The following is a 15106-nucleotide window of genomic DNA, read 5'->3' as shown; positions in this document are numbered from 1 at the left end:
TTTTCCTGAAGACTTCACTCACCTGTCCGCCGGGGTCTGCAGCAGCGCGTTCTGCACGATGCGCGACAGGATGTCCCCGGCCTCGCCGGCCGTGACGTGCAGATTCGTGGAACGGCCGGTGTGTCCGGGGCAGACGCCCGCCCACTCCCACACCTTGATCGGCTACACCGCGGCAACGGGCACGATCCTCGGAAGAGCCAGCCGGACTTGCCGTGGTGCCGTCCCGCGCGGCATCACCCGACACCCGTAAACGCCATACGGGCTGTCCCTCTCCTGCCGACTGCCCAGAACATGCCGCCGGACAGCCCCTCGCCATCCCGTCGAGGCATCTCACCGCGATCGACTGTCGGGTTCACTCTTACGGCGGCATCGCGTTTTGTCGCAAATCTGCTTCCCTCGCCTCCCGCAGGCCCCTGTTTGAGTCGCTGAGCAGCGTGTTCCAGGTACGGCGGTCGGATTCCGGTGTGTCCGGGATGGCCTGATCGTCTCTCTGTGCAGCGGGATTTCGCTGCTGGGCGTCCCCGATTGTCAGACCCGGGCGACAGGATGCGGCGCTATGAGTCTGACGTCTTCACTGGCCGATCCCCACTCGCCGCTGTCTCGCTTTCTCTCCGCCTACCTTCCTCGCCCTCAGGAGGTGGTGAAGGACTTACGAAGACGCCTCGCTCCTTTTCCCGCCCCCGTCGAACCGGAGCATGACGGGCAGCGCACGGACTTTGCACTCATCGGACACACCATCGATCACCGGCTGCGCGTCGGCTTAGGAGCGCCCACCGGCAGTCCCATCGCCGGCGGAGTCGATTTGGCGCGGATCGATGACGCGGGCTGGCCCAGCCCGGAAGTGATCCTGGCCGTTCAGGATGCCGGGCGGGATCTGCTGGCCGAACTGGCAGGTTACGAGCGGCCTGACGGTGTGCCCCTGCCGCTGGCCGATGCCGCTGCGGAGGACCGTCTGGTACGGCTGTGTCATACCGCGTCCGGTTTCGAAACGATCTACCGGTGCGGCGGCTTCGTACACGGCAACAGCCTGGGGCAATGCGCGCCAGATGCCTGTCTTGAGGACCTGCTGGCAGCCGTTCCCCGCTCTGTTGTGGAGGACATCCGGCGTCAGACGATGCTGGCCGCCGCTCCCGGCCCCTTCCTCGCCCTGCGGGAGCTGCCGGCCCACCAGCGGATCTGCGGGCCGGTCTTCGAGGGCAGCATGCATGTGGGCGGCGCGGACGCAGACTTCATCCTGGGTGGCTGCCTCATCGACTGCAAAGCCACCATCCGGCCTCAGCGGCTGGGCCGCGCCGCGCTGTATCAGCTCGCCGGCTATCTCCTGCTCGACTACCACAACACCTACACCATCGACCGGGTCGGCCTGTATCTCTCCCGGCAAGGTGCATTCATCGACTGGGACATCAAGGACTTCCTCGGGCTGCTGGGTGCACGGCTGCCGCTGCCCGACCTGCGAGCCGCCTGTCATCGCGCCCTCACCGCGACGGCTCTCGCACACACCGACCCCGGCCCACCGCAGCCGCCGTCCGTCCCCTTCCCCCGGCCCCGCCCTTCGGTCCGTCCCGTCCAGGACACCCTCTTCGACTAGCCCCACACACGAGGCAGTGCCACCCCGCCGGCCTGCTCGGCGACTCGCCCGTTGTCCCTATCAGCGATCTCAAGGAGCTGTGCCTCATGTGGCTTTCACTCCAGACAGCACACCAAAGGCTTGCCGACCTCACCCATCACACGACGGTCCCCGGGTATCTGGATCATGTGAACCGCTACACGTTCGCCGCTGCCAGCCACGTGCTCATCGGTGATACGGCCGTGCCCGGCTACAAGCACCGGCAGCAATGGCGCTTCCTCGACCGGGACATCCAGAAGTCCGGCAAGCGGCTCGCCGGACTCCGGGTCGACCCCGGCGACCTCGTCGACGCCGGCCTGGAAGACAGCGGGTCACACACCTGGCGCTCTCGCGTCCGGCAGTGGATCTCTCAGGCCACCTACGAGTCCGAGCTTCCCCAGGTGCAGGGCCCTGGTGTCCTACCTGAAGGTTTCACCGGGCAGCAACTGCCCGAAGCTTTCACTCGGCGGACCATCGCAAGCACCCGGCCGCTGCCGCTGATGGTCTGGTCAGGGAAGGAGTGGCTGGTTCCTCGCGCCTATACCGCTGTGCTGGACCGGGCCGAGGAGGTCGAAGCCGGCCTCGCGGCGCAGGACGACGTGTGCAGCGGCTGCGGAGCGCCGGCCGGCCGCGAGCAGTGGCGTTCTTCGAGCGCCGCGGGATTCGTCGTCCTGTGCCCGTCGTGTGCCGCCCGGGCCTCAAGGCCCTATACCGGCCACCTGCGAGGCCGCCCGTACACGAAGGGGTTCGCCAAACGCTCTCCCGCCGAGGTTTTCCTGTGCCGGATGTGTCCTGAACCCCGGCGGGCCCTGTACTGGGACCACTGCCATTCCCACGATCTGTTCCGCGGACCGTTGTGCGTGAAGTGCAACAACTCCGAGGGCACTCGTGGGTTCATCGACCGTCCCGGAGGGATCGAGCACCTTCTGCAGTGCACCCACTGCCGCGCTCAGCAGACCCTCCCCCTCCAGCACCACGCCGACATCGTCCGCCGCCTTGCCGTATTCGAACCACACGCAGCATGTACACACGAGCTGTCCTGGAGGTGGTTCTACGTCGAGGACGACGGATCGGTCGTGGCCCGATTCCGGTGCTATCAGCATCACCCGGAGCTTGCATGGTCCGTCACCGTCCCAGCGGACGAAGTGAAACTTCTGGTACGCCGGTTCGTCGACGAAGCCATCAGCTCCGGACTGTAGCGGGGTACCGGGCATGTCGCCCTCGGCCGCCACCGGAGACGACATGCCCGCTGAGGCCGGACGTCGCCATCGGGTAGGCAGCGGCAGCAGAGACCCCGCGCCACGAATATCCCATCGTCACCCTTCGTCCCGCCCCTCCCCCGAGGATCCTGAGTGACAGGACGTCACCATGCGCTGGCCGTTCCGGTCCCGGGCCGCTGTCGTGCCTTGAGGGCAGTTGGTCAGGGAGCACGGGAACTGCCGTGATCGCATGAACCGTCCCTACTTCGTGCGGCCGGTTAGTTGGTGCTGGACAGCGGCGACGCTGTGAGAGGAGGGGCAGAGCATGTCGGGTGGGCGGAGAGCCGCGGTGACGGTTGCTGCCGTGTTGGTGATCGTTTCGACCCCGGTTTTCTGGCTGTTCGACGGGCCGTATACGGGGCAGTTGGTGGGGGCCTCGGTGCAGGCCGCCACGGGTGTGGGCGCTTTGGTGTGGGCCTGGATCCAGCCGGCCGCCGAGGCACGGGACAGCGCCGTGCGCACGGGGCGGGCCGAGGCGAGCGGGGGCGGGAGTGCCCATACCGGCATTCGCCGCCGTGGTGCCGGCGGCAGCGGAGCGGCTCGTGTTGAGCAGAGCGGGGATGCGGTCGCCCGCGGGCAGGGAAGCAATGCCGGCACCGGCATCGACTACACCGGCTAAGGCTGCCGTGGCTACGGGTGGACGGCGGGAGGGCCGATGAAACGGTTTCGGAAGGGGCGTTCGTCGGCTGCCCGGGAGGGCACGGGCGCAGCGGTACCGTCCGTCAGCGTCATTGAGAGCGGTGATGCCACTGCTGCGGATGGTGGCGATGCGCTGAGCGGCTATCGAGGTTCGGGGCGTCAGGCCTCGGCGGGTGGCGGGGCTGTGCAGGTGGAACGGTCGGGTGACGCGGTCGCCATGGGCGCCCATGCGGTGGCCATCAGCGGCCATGTCAGCCAGGTGCTGCTCTCTGCTCCGCCACCGAGCAGGCCGTTGGGCTGGCCCATCCGGTTGGGTGCCGGTGCCGGTGCTGGCGTCCGCGTTCCAGGCGCGGTCTGCGGTGCGGGAGCGGATCGATCGTGCCAGGGACGGCCATGCCACGGTGGTGCTGGCCCAGGTTCTGTCCGGCGGCGGGGGCGTGGGCAAGACCCAACTCGCCGCCGCCTACGCCCATCAGGCATTGGTGGACGGCGTCGACCTGGTGGTGTGGGTCGACGCCAGTGACATCGAGCAGGTCCTGGCACGCTATGCACACGCCGCGCACGCTGTGGAGGCGGCTTCCGATCATCTCCTCGGCAAGAGTGCCGAGTCCGACGCCGGACTGTTCCTTCAGTGGCTGGCGACCACCCGGCGCTCATGGCTGATCGTTCTCGACGACCTCACCGACCCGGAGGCGATGCAAGCGTGGTGGCCGCCGTCCTCCGTTTTCGGGTGCGGCCGCGTCGTGGCAACGACCCGCCGCCATGACGCGGTACTGTCCGGCGGCGGCCGGGCCGTGGTGGACATCGACACCTACAGCGCCGAGGAAGCCGAGGCCTATCTGCAAGAGCGGCTCAGCTCGGCAGATGCGGATCATCTCCTGGACGCACAGGCCGCCGTGCTGGCGGAGACGTTGGGTTTCCTGCCGCTGGCGCTGTCGCACGCCGCCGCCTTCATGGTCAACGAGGACGTTGCGTGTGCGGAGTATCTGCACCGCTTCAACGACAGTGCCGCGCGCCTGGACGATCTATTGCCGCGCGCGGCGGACACCGAGGGGTACGGGCGGCAGGTGGCCGCGGCTCTCCTGCTCTCGTTGGATGTCGCGCAGGCAAGCGAGCCCGTCGGCCTGGCCGTTCCGGTCATGCGTCTGGCCGCGGTCCTGGACCCGGCCGGCCATCCCCGTTCCCTGTGGGCCAGCGACGCGGCCATGCGCTACCTCAGCACCCAGCGCACCACGCCCCCAGACGATGCTCCCACGGCAATCGGTCCCGCCCAGGCCCGGGCAGCACTGCGGCTCCTGCACCGCTATGGTCTGCTCACCGATCACGCGCAGGCCGGCTCCCGGGCCGTGCGACTGCACGCCCTGACGGCACGCGCCGTGCGCGAGTGCACCCCTGATGCCGCAGTACCAGAGGTGGTGAAGACCGCTGCCGACGCGTTGACGGAACTGTGCGACGAGGTCCCTTGGGGCGATCATGAGACGAGGGCCGCGCTGCTGACCAACATCGACAGCCTCGACGGATGCTCAGGGGATCTGCTGTGGCAGGTCGACGGCCACTACGTCCTGCGCTGGGCCGGGCGCAACATGGCACAAGGTGCGGCGGTCCCCTACTGGCGGCGGCTGGTGGGCACCAGCGAATGGAAGTTGGGCCGGGCTCATCCCTCGACGCTCATTGCCCGGCGTGAGCTCGCCCTGGTCTGCATCTGCGGTCCTCTTCGCAAGGAGGCTTTCGCCGTACTGCAAGAGGACTTTCCCTACCAGGACAACCGGCTGGTTCTTGAAGGGTCACGGCCCGCTGCGGGCCCGGAGGCCGTGAGCGCCGTTGGGTTGCTGAAGGACACCGTCAGCGTTCGTCAACGGCTGTTGGGCTGGGCGCATCCGGCGACCCTCACGGGCCAGGCCAACCTCGCCCTCCTGCACTGGTCCCAAGGCGACAGGTCGACCGCCATCGGTGTGCTGGAGCGTTCCCTCGCCGGCTACCGGGCGACCTTCGGCCCCCACCATCCGTACACAATCTCGGTGGACAACCGGCTGCGCAGCTGGCGAGAGCAGCACAAGTGGCGCTGGTGGAGGCGCACACGCGGCCCGGCCGCGCCGACCGGGCCGGCGGGCGGCGACGCGACGCGGTGACGCGGCACGACCGGCGTCGCGGTGAGAAGGCGCAAGGTACGGGCCGGGAGTCACTGCTGGGTGCGGCTTTTGCGTGGCGGGTGACAGATCGGGCAGCGTTTGCCGGTGCCGCCGCGGCGGGAGCGCTGATCGGGCGTGGCTTCCCACCTCCCCGGGCAGCCGGGCTTCGAGCAGGCCCACCGGCACAGTTTGGCGGAGCTCGGCCTCAGCTCCTTCGCGGTCAGGTTCGGTTCGTCGATCACCTCGACAAGCTCGCCGGCGAGGACAGGGTGCACGTCCTGCAGGGATTTGCCGGGCTTGGGGCGCACCCTGCCGGCGCTGGTGCGTTGGCGAGCGCATCGGGGGCATCCGCTGGACTGGCCCGTGCGGCGGTTCGGCGGAGCGGGGTACTCAAACCGGCAGTCGGAACACCTCCACCGGCACGTCTTGTTCGACCCCGGAAGCAGGTCGAACGCGGTCCAGCCGATGTGGTCGACGACTTCGATCAGTTCTGCCGCCATCGCCGGATTGACCTCGGCGAGAGACTCACCGGCTCCGGGCCTGCTGTTCGCTACGCCCACCCTTGCGGAAGCGCACCGGCTGCAGCCACGGCCGCCAAGTGCCCGGCTGTGCAGTGCAGCCTGCCATTCGTAACCGCAGCCCGGCTGCCCGCATCGCCAGACGCACACGTCGTTGCAGCCGGGCGGCATACGGTCGGGTCCCCGGCCCGGGTTCGTGAGGTTCGCAACAAACTCCGCCTCCAAGTGCGGAGCCACATCCGCCGCCGACACCTCGGGGCCAGCAACGACTCTCTCCCACAGCTGCACCCCCTTGGTGAGAGCCGCTGTGACCTCGGCCGGTGTGAGCTGCCGCCAGGGAAGGCCGCGGTGTCGAAGTACGACGCCCACCGCCTCCGCCCAGTCTTCGGGATCCACCCCAGGGCCGGCCTTGTGGTGGATGAGTCCGGGTACCAGGACGGGCGGCAGCCCGCAGCTTCGGATGCGTTCCATGTCGAGTCCGGCAGCGAATGCTGCCTTTGTCTTCGCGGTGTCACGCTCCAGGCTTCCGGGTCTGCTGTGGGTCCATTCCGGGTCCAGGTCGATCAGCAGGCCCGGGGCCGGCTTGGGCAGGTACAGGTCGAATCGGTCCTGACTGCGCCCGGGCAGGCGGAGACGGTGGTCCAGTTCCACGCTGAACCCTGAGGCGGCCTCGACGAGCATGGCGACGTTGCACTCGAACGGGGAGCGGCCGTGACCGATGCAGTCCGGGCAGCCGCGCCCGTTGGTGCGGTTGGCGAGTGTCGCAGGCCAGATGTGTCCCTGGGCGCACTCCCACTCGCACAGGTCGTGGGACTGAGGGCGCAGGGTGTCCGGACCACGGTCGGGGCGGCTGAGGTTGCGGCGGAACTGCCGTACCAGCGCAGGATTCAGATCGGCCAGCGCTTCTCCCGGCCCTGGGGCCCGGTTGCGGCGCTTCGCGCACTCAGGGCACCCCGAGGGGTTGACGGTACGGGTGCGGAACTGCAACCGGGTGCGCCACTCGTGATCGCACCCTTCCGCCGAACAGCGCCACTGGCACCGGTCGGTGGAGGACAGCGGTATGTCTTCCAACGCCGTACCCGGGCTGGACAAGTTGGACACGAACTCGGCCTTCAGCCGAGCACGAACTGCAGCCACTTCGGTAGCACTTCGCCGTTTACCCATGACTCTTGTCTCCTCACGCGCTCCCCTCCCTTTCAAGGAGGGGAGGATTCAATCACCTGCCAGCAGCCGTGCCACCACGCCGGCCGGTGCCTGCAGTTCGGGGTTCAAGGACGTATCGGCGAGCATCGTGCGCAGGCGCATATGGAGCCTGGCGGAAAGCTGGCCGGTGCGAGTGAGCTCGTCCTCGGCATCGGCGAGTACTCGCTGCAGCAGTCGCGTGGACGCGGCAGGTCTCAGCAGCGTCAGGCGGTTGCGCAGTTCACTGACCGCGTTCAAGGCGGCTTCGGCGGCTTCGTCCCGGCAGGTCTGCCGATGCCCAGGGCTGCTGGCTGCCGGGGCGGCGTGGGCGTGGTCACCGACCGCGCGGCGCAGTCTTGCCTCCGTGGCGCCGCCGGGCGCGAGTGGTTTCAGCGTGAGTTCGGGATTCCATACGATGAAGCGGGGGCGGGTCCTTGGTGGCTGCGTGTGGCTGGTGGGCGGGGTGGCGGCCGCGGGTGGGCTGGTGCAGTCCGCATCAGTCATCCACTCCCGCAGTGCGTGCTTGCGCTGCTGGAGGCTGCCGGGATCGATATCGACAGCGACTTCGACGTTCTGCAGGAGGTGGGCAAGCGGGTCGTCGTGCATGCGGTGGTGCTGGTCATCTGTCACAGCTGTCCCTCCCGTCGTGGTGTGGCCGGTTCGGTGATGGGCCGTGGGGTGCTGACGGCGTTGCGCAGTGCGGCGCGGGCGAGGGCAATGTGCTTGCGGACCCCTGATGGCTCGATCCCCAGCAGTTCGCTGATCTGCGCCGTCGAACGCTGCTCGGCGAAATACAGGAGGGCCACCTGCCGGCGTCGCTCGGGAAAGCCGCGGATCGCCGTCCAGCAGCGTTCCAGAGCGTCCCTGGCCAGAATGACGTCGGCGGGATCCGGCGGCGGCGAGAGGTAGTCGCGGGCCAGTTCGGCGCCCAGCTGCTTCAGTCGTTGTGATCTGCGGATGTCGTCAATCCACAGGTTGCGGCACACCCGGCGCAGCCATGCGCGGTATCTGCCGGCCTCTATTTTCCGGGCCGTGGTGAACGCGCTTGCGGTGGCGAGGGATTCCCACTGCTGGGCCGCCGCCATGAAGACCCGCTGCACCAGGTCTTCCGCGGCCGGCTGTGCACCTCCGGTTAAGACCATGGCATAGCGCAGCAAAAGCATCGCTTCGCAGTCCCACAGCGTGGATATCTCATGCGCCGTCTGCTCGGAGATCCGCCGGCTCATCGCTGTCGCCCCCTTCGTTGCCGCCCCCCAGGCGGACTTCCATCGCAGGGCTGCCCATGCCCCGCTGCTGTACCACCACCGTTCCCGGCGGCGCATGCGACAGCAGCGCTACCAGCGTGGCCCGGCGCCCTCGTTCAGCAAGCCAGGCGCACCCGCTCATCACAGCTCCGACCACGCAGACGCCAGCCCAGACATGCCACGATGCCGCCGACCACAGCCCCCACACAAAGTGCCCTACACCAACCGTCATGCCCCTGAATCGAACGGGAGCCCGCGAGCGCTGCCATTGTTGCCCGCACTTCCTTCGCACCGCCCCGCAACCAGCCCGACCCCGTCGGCAGTTGCGCAGGACAGCGTCGGGCCCTCCTATCGGTCTGCGCCCGTTTCGCAGCCTGCCACCGCATATGCCGCAGAGGGCTCGTGGAAGAGCTAGCTCGATCCCGAGCATTCAGTGCCCCTCCAGGCACACCGGCCGCCGGTGCCCACTGTCAGCCAACTGCGCTGCGGTGTCGCGGCGTTGGCCTCCCGGCGCTCGATCGTGTGCGCACGGGGCCAGACGGCGAGCAGTTGAAAACAATTCCCCACTCCGGCCGGAGACGGCAGGGCCCGGACATCTACCCGCCGTCCTCCTCCCTGCTGCTCTCTGCCCGGAAATCCGGGATCGTGAACGGCTATGTGAAGGACAGTCAGAGCCGAGTGAGGGGCGCACCCCGTGGCGAGCACCGTGTTTCAGGGCGGTGCGGGAAAGCCGCATACGGGCGCGCCCAGACCGGAGACGAGGGGAAGTAGGTGAGGCCCGGGAGTGGTGTCGGGTGGTGTGGTGGCTGCTTGAAGCGGAAGGCGTCGCGAACCTCTGGGTCGACGGCGGCAGCGAATGTACTAACGTTCCCCGAACTGGGAAGCCCATGGTCCGGGAAAGGTCGCCGTGCGAGGTCATCTGCGCATCTGGATCGCGCTGATGCTGCTCGCCGCAGGTCTGCTGGTGCTCGTCGACCGGCTCGCCCCGTCGGCCCATGTGTGGCAACGGCTGGCCGTCTGGTGGCCGCTGGGACTCGTCGCCCTGGGGTGTGGCGGAGGAATCCGGCTCACCCTCGCCACCAGGACAGCCCTGCGTGGACCCGCGTTCGTAACACTCGTCGGCCTGGTTGCCCTTGTGGTGACAACCGACCCCCTTCCCGACTCTGTACGGCCGCTGCTGTGGCCAGCTCTGCTGGTGGCGGCAGGCGTGAGCATGCTCGTCGGCGTCGCCGTCAGCAGACCGAGTGCGCAGGAGGGCTCGGTCATCCTGCGGCTGGTGAGCGTGGCCGAGTCACGGCACATCGTCTGGCCGGTGGGGACGTTCTCGCTCGGATCCCTCACAGCCGTGGCCAGCGGATGCGTAATCGACCTGCGCGAAGCCAGTCCCCTCAACCAGCGTGCGCGCATCGACGTCACCGCCTTCCTCGGCGGTGTCGAGATCCGGGTGCCCGTCGGCTGGGAGGTGAAGTATGAGCGCTTCGGCCGCCAGATCGAGGTGCTCACGCCCCCCGGGGTGGGGGTGGAGGCACAGGAGCGGCCGTTCCTGCACGTGACGGCCATGACGTTCCTGGCCGGGCTGGAGGTGCGGGTCGCTCAGGCAGCAGGCGGCGACGGCTCGCCCGCGGCGTAGGGCACGGGCTCCTCCAGCGGCCCCTCCCGTTCCCAGAGCAGCCGGAGTTTGTCGTTGATAGCGATCTCGTCGTCAGAGTCGGCCGGCATCTTGACGGACATCTCTTTCAGCAGCCTCAACCGGTAGACGTCGATGACGGAGGTGAAGGTGACGCCGTACGCCTGCGCCGCATGGACGGCCGCCCGGTAGGCCAGGCCCGACAGCAGCGCAAACCCCAGGGGCAGGGCCAGCCACACCGGGTGGCGCAGCAGCAGCGCTGCGCTCACCAGAGACGTAAGAGCGAAGGACAGGCAGAGCCGGACCGCCGTGTCGAGTTCGTTGCGGGACTGGGAGACGAACCTCAGGACGTCGGGGGGCAGTACGAAGTACAACCGCGGCCACGTCAGCGTCGCATCGAGGGAGTACGCCTTGCCCGCCCTCTCCTCGGCAGCGCGCAGCCTGTTGCCCAGCGCCGTGGGCAGCACCTGCTGGCCGTCGGGAAAAGACGCAAGTTCACGGGGCACATGCTCGACAAGTTCCTCGTATGCGCTCTGGCTCAACTCCTCCTCCAGCCACACCAGCCGGTCCTTGCGGCGCTGCTGGATCCATCGTCCGCGTTCGCCCAGCTGCTGCAGGGGCCCAGATGCCTTCCAGTAGCCCTCCAGGAATCGGATGGAAGCCAACTCCAGGGGCTGCAGCAGCAGCCCGATAACCAGCGCGGATGCGGTGAGGACCAGCGCTCCGGGCCAGTTGATGTCTTCGACGTTCTCTTTCAGGACGGTGAAGGCCGGCGGTTGCGCGGGGGCTCCGCCGAGCCAGAGAGCTCCCACGGTCATCAAAAACACCACCGAGGGAAGGATGTTGACGAACTTGAGCCGCGGCGTGAGATCGGCATCGGTGAAGCCGAGCGAACCGAGCTGGCTCACCGCATGTCACCTCCCCTCGTGCCGGCCACAGTTGATCGTCGCCGCTGTGTGCGTGGCCCGACTGTATTTCGCTATGAACACCGGCTCGTCACAGACGGGATCGAAGCATCGGATGGTCAGGTTGTCTCGCCCTTCGCTGATCTGTACCCAGTTGGTTCCCGCGTGCATGCACGCATGCGAGGGCCGTTTCCGGCTGATACTTCCGCATCGGCAACTGCGGACAACCCACAAGGTGCCGCCGCTGCCCCTGAGATGTCCGGGCAGTTGGTTGTCCTGCCCCAACGCCGGCGTCACATAAAGCAGCAGGCGGAGGATCCCCATCCGGGACAGGGGACGGGGTCTGTGAGGCGGCATCGGCCCTCCCACGGCAAGGACGCAGGGCCTTGAGAGTAGGGGCAGGCAGCCCTCGGCGCCATGCGCTGCACCTCATCGCCCCACGCTGCAGGGGAGAGAGAGGACCATAGCCGGCGCCTCGTTCTCCCACGGCCGGCCGGGGCACCGACTTCACACAGCACGGTCGGCCGACCAGCTCAACTGGCCCTCGAACAGGCCCCGGTGGGATTGCGACCCGCAATCCCACCGGTCTTTGAATACCCTCCCGGCCCGGAAACCTGCCGAGCCCGCTCGCCATCCTCGCTCTGTGCCTGGCCCTCTCGTTTCCCTTGCGGCGCACGTCCCTATCGAGCGCACCTCATGCACCCGTTCCACAACTCAGCGCAGAAACCCTGCTTCTGTGCGTCGACGACGGGTGAATCGTGGGTCTGTCAGCGATCACGGGGAGCCGTCACGGTCGATGAAAGGGCTGTTCGAATCGGATCCGTGAGCCGGGGTGTGCCTGGACGGAAATCGGCGTCTCTGACGCTCCGTCACGTTCTGCTGGTGTCGGCTGAATCGTCTCGCCGGTGTCGACGTCCAGGGCATGGGCCATGATGAAATCTCTTGGCAGGACGTGCTATTCGAGGGCTTCGAGGTGCTGGTCACCGCGGCGCTGCACGGCGTGTGCGGTCTGGTGGTGCGACTGACCGGGCGGAACTGCGCAGGCGTCAGCGCTGGTCGCTGGTCGCGCGCACGGCCAGGTCCAGGACGTCTGTCGGCGGCCAGTGAAAATTCCCCACGTACGGCCAGCTCGATTCCCCATCTGGCAGTCACACTCAGTAGCCTTGGTGCAGGCTCGGGGACCTGGCGGATGAAGGGGTTGTGATCGTGGCACGGACCTGGCTGTCGATCCGGGTGGAGTTGGTCTCCGGGCACGGTGCAGACCTGTGGCCCCGCCCCGGCCGCGTCTTCGCCGCCGCGCGCTCGCATTCCTTCGCCGAGTTCGCCACGGCCATCGATGTCGCCTTCGGCCGCTGGGACCTGGCCCATCTGCACCTGTTCACGTTGTCCGACGGCACCCGGGTCAGCCCTCTGGACTGGTGGCACGACGAGGCCCCCGACGCCACCATGGATGGCCATGCCACCAAGCTGAGCAGGCTGCAAGCCGGCGAGCAGTTCGCCTACGTCTTCGACATGGGCGACGACTGGGCCCACCTGTGCACGGTGGCGGAAAAGCGCATCGATCCCCTTGCTGAACTCGGAGAGGTGCCCGGCCACCCGGTTCCATACTGGGGCTGGGGCAGTCTTCCGGACCAGTACGCACGCCGCTGGGACGGGGACGATGGGGAGTCTCCGATGCCGAAGCGGCCCGCCCGCGGACTCAGTGACCTGCCTCCGATCCTGCCGTGGTGGGGAGAGCGCCGCCGAGGATGACCTCACGCTGCGTACGCGAAGTGGCCGCCCGTGGGGAATCGAAGTGGCCATGGTGGGGAGCTGAAGTGGCCGCGAGCGGGGAAATCTAACTGGCCGCTGGCCGTCGTCCAGGGCGAGCCCCAGCGGGTCGAGGAGTCCCAGGATCGCGGCCCACCGCGCTGCGCAGCCGTGGTCGGGCTGTGGGCGCTGCGAACGGGAGTCGTGGTCGGCGTCCATGGTCGCCCCGACCACGGCGACTGGGTGGGGACTCGCAGTGGTGCTCCCGGGCGGGTGATTCTCCTTCGCGCACGCGGGCGCAGTCCTTGCGGGGCATGTCCGGCTCCCGTTTCCGGGAGCTGTCGTCAGGCAATCTGCGGGGAGCAGTTCACGCTCGCCGTCTCAAAGCCCTCTACCTAGTATGGACTTCACAACTCTGGGCCTGGTCGGAAGCCTTGCCACCGGCCCACTGGCCTTGTGGCTTCGCCTTCGCTGGCGCGTGCGGCAAGAGCAGGCGCGCGGTGCCTACCTCGTTGATATCGCTCACGCCCTCCCCCAGGGAGGGCGGTTCGACGGACAGTGTGGGGACGGAACTCGGCTTCGTCTGGTCGTGAACGGGAGCAGCGAGCATGAGTGATCGTGAGCCGCGGGAAGCCATGGGCACGGCACAGCCAGCCCAGAGCGCCTCCACCTTCCCCTCCACCGAAGAATTCGAGGCCTTCTACCTGGAGTTCACACCCAAGCTGGTCGGTTTCCTCGTCAGGCAGGGAGCGCGTCTGCCGATAGCAGCGGAGATCGCCCAGGACACCATGCTCAAGGCGTTCCGGAAGTGGGCGGAGATCAGCAACCCGCCGGCCTGGACGCGGCGGGTCGCATCCCGGGAACTCATCCGGCACCTCAGCCGCGCCGAAGCGGATCTTTGTGAGGACGTTCCAGAGCCTTCCCCGCTCCTTTCCTCACCGGACGCCGCTGTGGAATGGGAGCAGCAGCAGGACCTCCTGCGGCTGCTGGCCGATCTCCCTCCCCGCCAGCGGCAGATCATGGCCTGGAAATACTACGGTCACTCACCTACGGAGATCGCCGACGAGCTGGGCATCAGTCCTGAAACCGTACGCTCCAGCCTCCGCAAGGCCCGCCTCATGCTTGCTGCTCGCCTGGCACCGCGTGAGGAGCGTGAAGACCGATGACAGACCTGTTCGAACGGTTGTGGGCGAAGCAGAACACGCAGTTCGACACGGAGCTGGCCGACCTTCTTGACCTCAAGGCAGGCCTGCGTGAGATCTCGTTGGAGAGGGACCAGGCGCAACTCGAATCCGGGCTGGAAGACGTGCTGGATCTGTCGGGAGGACTGGCGGCCATTCTGGCAGGGAACATTGACGCGCCTGGGTTCGTGCCGGTTGAAACCGCTTCTGCACATCCGGGCCAGGACTCCGGCCCGTGGCTTGAGGCGGTGCCCGTAGAGGCCCGCCTGGCTGTTCGGACGTCTCCTGTCGCGCACGCCCTGCACCTGTCTCATGCAACGGTCCGCTCTCTCGCACGCGCCCAAGAGCAGGCGCAGCAGGAGGAAGCCCGCAGCCAGTGCGAACCACAGGGCCCCGGTCCGAATCACCAGTTCGACACCGACCGGATGATGGCTGTCAACTGCACTCGTGCGCTCCTTGTCGATTGCGACGTCGAAGCACTTCCCGCCCAGGCTGTCCTGTGTGCACATGACCTGCTGTGTGTGCTCGAGTACGTCGAAAAGCACGGTCACGCGCACTACGCCCAGGCCCTGGAAGGTGCCCTCGCTCGAGCTCAGGACCTGCTGCGGGCCCTGACCACAGAGGTCGTCACTCTCCTTGGTCTCAGCGAGAGCCTCCACATGGATTACGAGACGCTCCTGAGCCTCCTGAACGACTTCATCGGCGCAGACCTGCGCCGGGCGAACCTGGCAGAGGTCGACCTGGACGGGCTGTGGTGGTCAGAGACATCCACAAGCTGGCCGCCCTACGTAGACATCGAACTGCTCAAGCTCGACTCGGTCCAGACCGCACCAGGAATCTACGTGATCACCCAACGCGGCATGACCAACATCCCCGACAACCTCGCGTGCGCGTGAACTGGGTTCCGGTATCGAGCGAGGCCCGGCCTCCCAGGCTGCTCGCGAAACCGACTCTCAGCTCAGCCGTCGCGCGCGGTCCCGGCCGTCGCGCGCGAGGAACACCGGCGGCGCCCGGTCCCCTCGCTCGCAGTCCGGGGCCTGTCCCACCCACCCACTTCTCTTTCTTCC

Annotated in this window: 13 protein-coding genes; 8 read left to right on the top strand and 5 right to left on the bottom strand. The window is 67.8% G+C overall.

What is annotated here, in order from left to right; all coding sequences use genetic code 11:
- Window positions 1-18: 18 nt before the first annotated feature.
- On the bottom strand, window positions 19-153 hold the full coding sequence (locus OG496_RS55310; protein ID WP_405968973.1) for a hypothetical protein: 135 nt from the start codon (window positions 151-153) through the stop codon (window positions 19-21).
- A 403-nt stretch (window positions 154-556) separates the two neighbouring features.
- Here OG496_RS55310 and OG496_RS55305 point away from each other — a divergent pair, with 403 nt between their 5' ends.
- The 4 genes from OG496_RS55305 (at window position 557) to OG496_RS55290 (ending at window position 5633) form a co-directional block, all read left to right on the top strand.
- On the top strand, window positions 557-1588 hold the full coding sequence (locus OG496_RS55305; RefSeq protein ID WP_405968974.1) for a hypothetical protein: 1032 nt from the start codon (window positions 557-559) through the stop codon (window positions 1586-1588).
- Between the two features lie 86 nt (window positions 1589-1674).
- Window positions 1675-2805 (top strand): endonuclease domain-containing protein, encoded by a 1131-nt coding sequence (locus OG496_RS55300; RefSeq protein ID WP_405968975.1) that lies wholly within the window; start codon window positions 1675-1677, stop codon window positions 2803-2805.
- Between the two features lie 349 nt (window positions 2806-3154).
- On the top strand, window positions 3155-3484 hold the full coding sequence (locus tag OG496_RS55295; protein ID WP_405968976.1) for a hypothetical protein: 330 nt from the start codon (window positions 3155-3157) through the stop codon (window positions 3482-3484).
- Between the two features lie 346 nt (window positions 3485-3830).
- Window positions 3831-5633, top strand: coding sequence for a tetratricopeptide repeat protein (locus tag OG496_RS55290; protein ID WP_405968977.1), 1803 nt, complete (start codon window positions 3831-3833; stop codon window positions 5631-5633).
- A 50-nt stretch (window positions 5634-5683) separates the two neighbouring features.
- Here the strand turns inward: OG496_RS55290 and OG496_RS55285 are convergent, their stop codons facing one another.
- From OG496_RS55285 to OG496_RS55275, 3 genes are all read right to left on the bottom strand, one after another.
- Window positions 5684-7288, bottom strand: a complete 1605-nt coding sequence (locus OG496_RS55285; protein WP_405968978.1) for a zinc-ribbon domain-containing protein — start codon at window positions 7286-7288, stop codon at window positions 5684-5686.
- A gap of 75 nt (window positions 7289-7363) precedes the next feature.
- Window positions 7364-7939: a hypothetical protein gene (locus OG496_RS55280; protein ID WP_405968979.1), complete on the bottom strand. Its 576-nt coding sequence runs from the start codon at window positions 7937-7939 to the stop codon at window positions 7364-7366.
- Between the two features lie 20 nt (window positions 7940-7959).
- Window positions 7960-8559 carry an RNA polymerase sigma factor gene (locus OG496_RS55275; protein ID WP_405968980.1) on the bottom strand — a complete coding sequence of 200 codons (600 nt, stop codon included), beginning with the start codon at window positions 8557-8559 and terminating at the stop codon, window positions 7960-7962.
- A 925-nt stretch (window positions 8560-9484) separates the two neighbouring features.
- Between OG496_RS55275 and OG496_RS55270 the strand changes: the two genes are divergently transcribed.
- Complete coding sequence (locus OG496_RS55270; RefSeq protein ID WP_405968981.1) at window positions 9485-10207, top strand: LiaF transmembrane domain-containing protein; 723 nt, start codon at window positions 9485-9487, stop codon at window positions 10205-10207.
- On the opposite strand, the gene OG496_RS55265 is transcribed toward OG496_RS55270, so the two are convergent.
- Window positions 10171-11112 (bottom strand): hypothetical protein, encoded by a 942-nt coding sequence (locus OG496_RS55265; protein WP_405968982.1) that lies wholly within the window; start codon window positions 11110-11112, stop codon window positions 10171-10173. The genes OG496_RS55270 and OG496_RS55265 overlap by 37 nt on opposite strands.
- A 1203-nt stretch (window positions 11113-12315) precedes the next feature.
- Between OG496_RS55265 and OG496_RS55260 the strand changes: the two genes are divergently transcribed.
- The 3 genes from OG496_RS55260 to OG496_RS55250 all read left to right on the top strand — a co-directional run bounded on the left by OG496_RS55260 (window position 12316) and on the right by OG496_RS55250 (window position 14935).
- Entirely contained in the window at window positions 12316-12861 is a 546-nt protein-coding gene (locus OG496_RS55260; RefSeq protein ID WP_405968983.1) for an IS1096 element passenger TnpR family protein, read from the top strand.
- 605 nt (window positions 12862-13466) lie between these two features.
- Window positions 13467-14024: an RNA polymerase sigma factor gene (locus OG496_RS55255; protein WP_405968984.1), complete on the top strand. Its 558-nt coding sequence runs from the start codon at window positions 13467-13469 to the stop codon at window positions 14022-14024.
- The gene (locus OG496_RS55250) at window positions 14021-14935 is read left to right on the top strand and encodes a hypothetical protein (RefSeq protein ID WP_405968985.1); all 915 of its coding nucleotides are present in this window, start codon (window positions 14021-14023) and stop codon (window positions 14933-14935) included. The genes OG496_RS55255 and OG496_RS55250 overlap by 4 nt, the downstream gene beginning before the upstream one ends.
- The last annotated feature ends 171 nt before the right edge of the window (window positions 14936-15106 follow it).

The organism is Streptomyces sp. NBC_00988, from assembly GCF_045162645.1.
In the GTDB taxonomy this organism is placed as follows: domain Bacteria; phylum Actinomycetota; class Actinomycetes; order Streptomycetales; family Streptomycetaceae; genus Streptomyces.
This window is presented reverse-complemented; position numbering and strand designations above follow the sequence as displayed.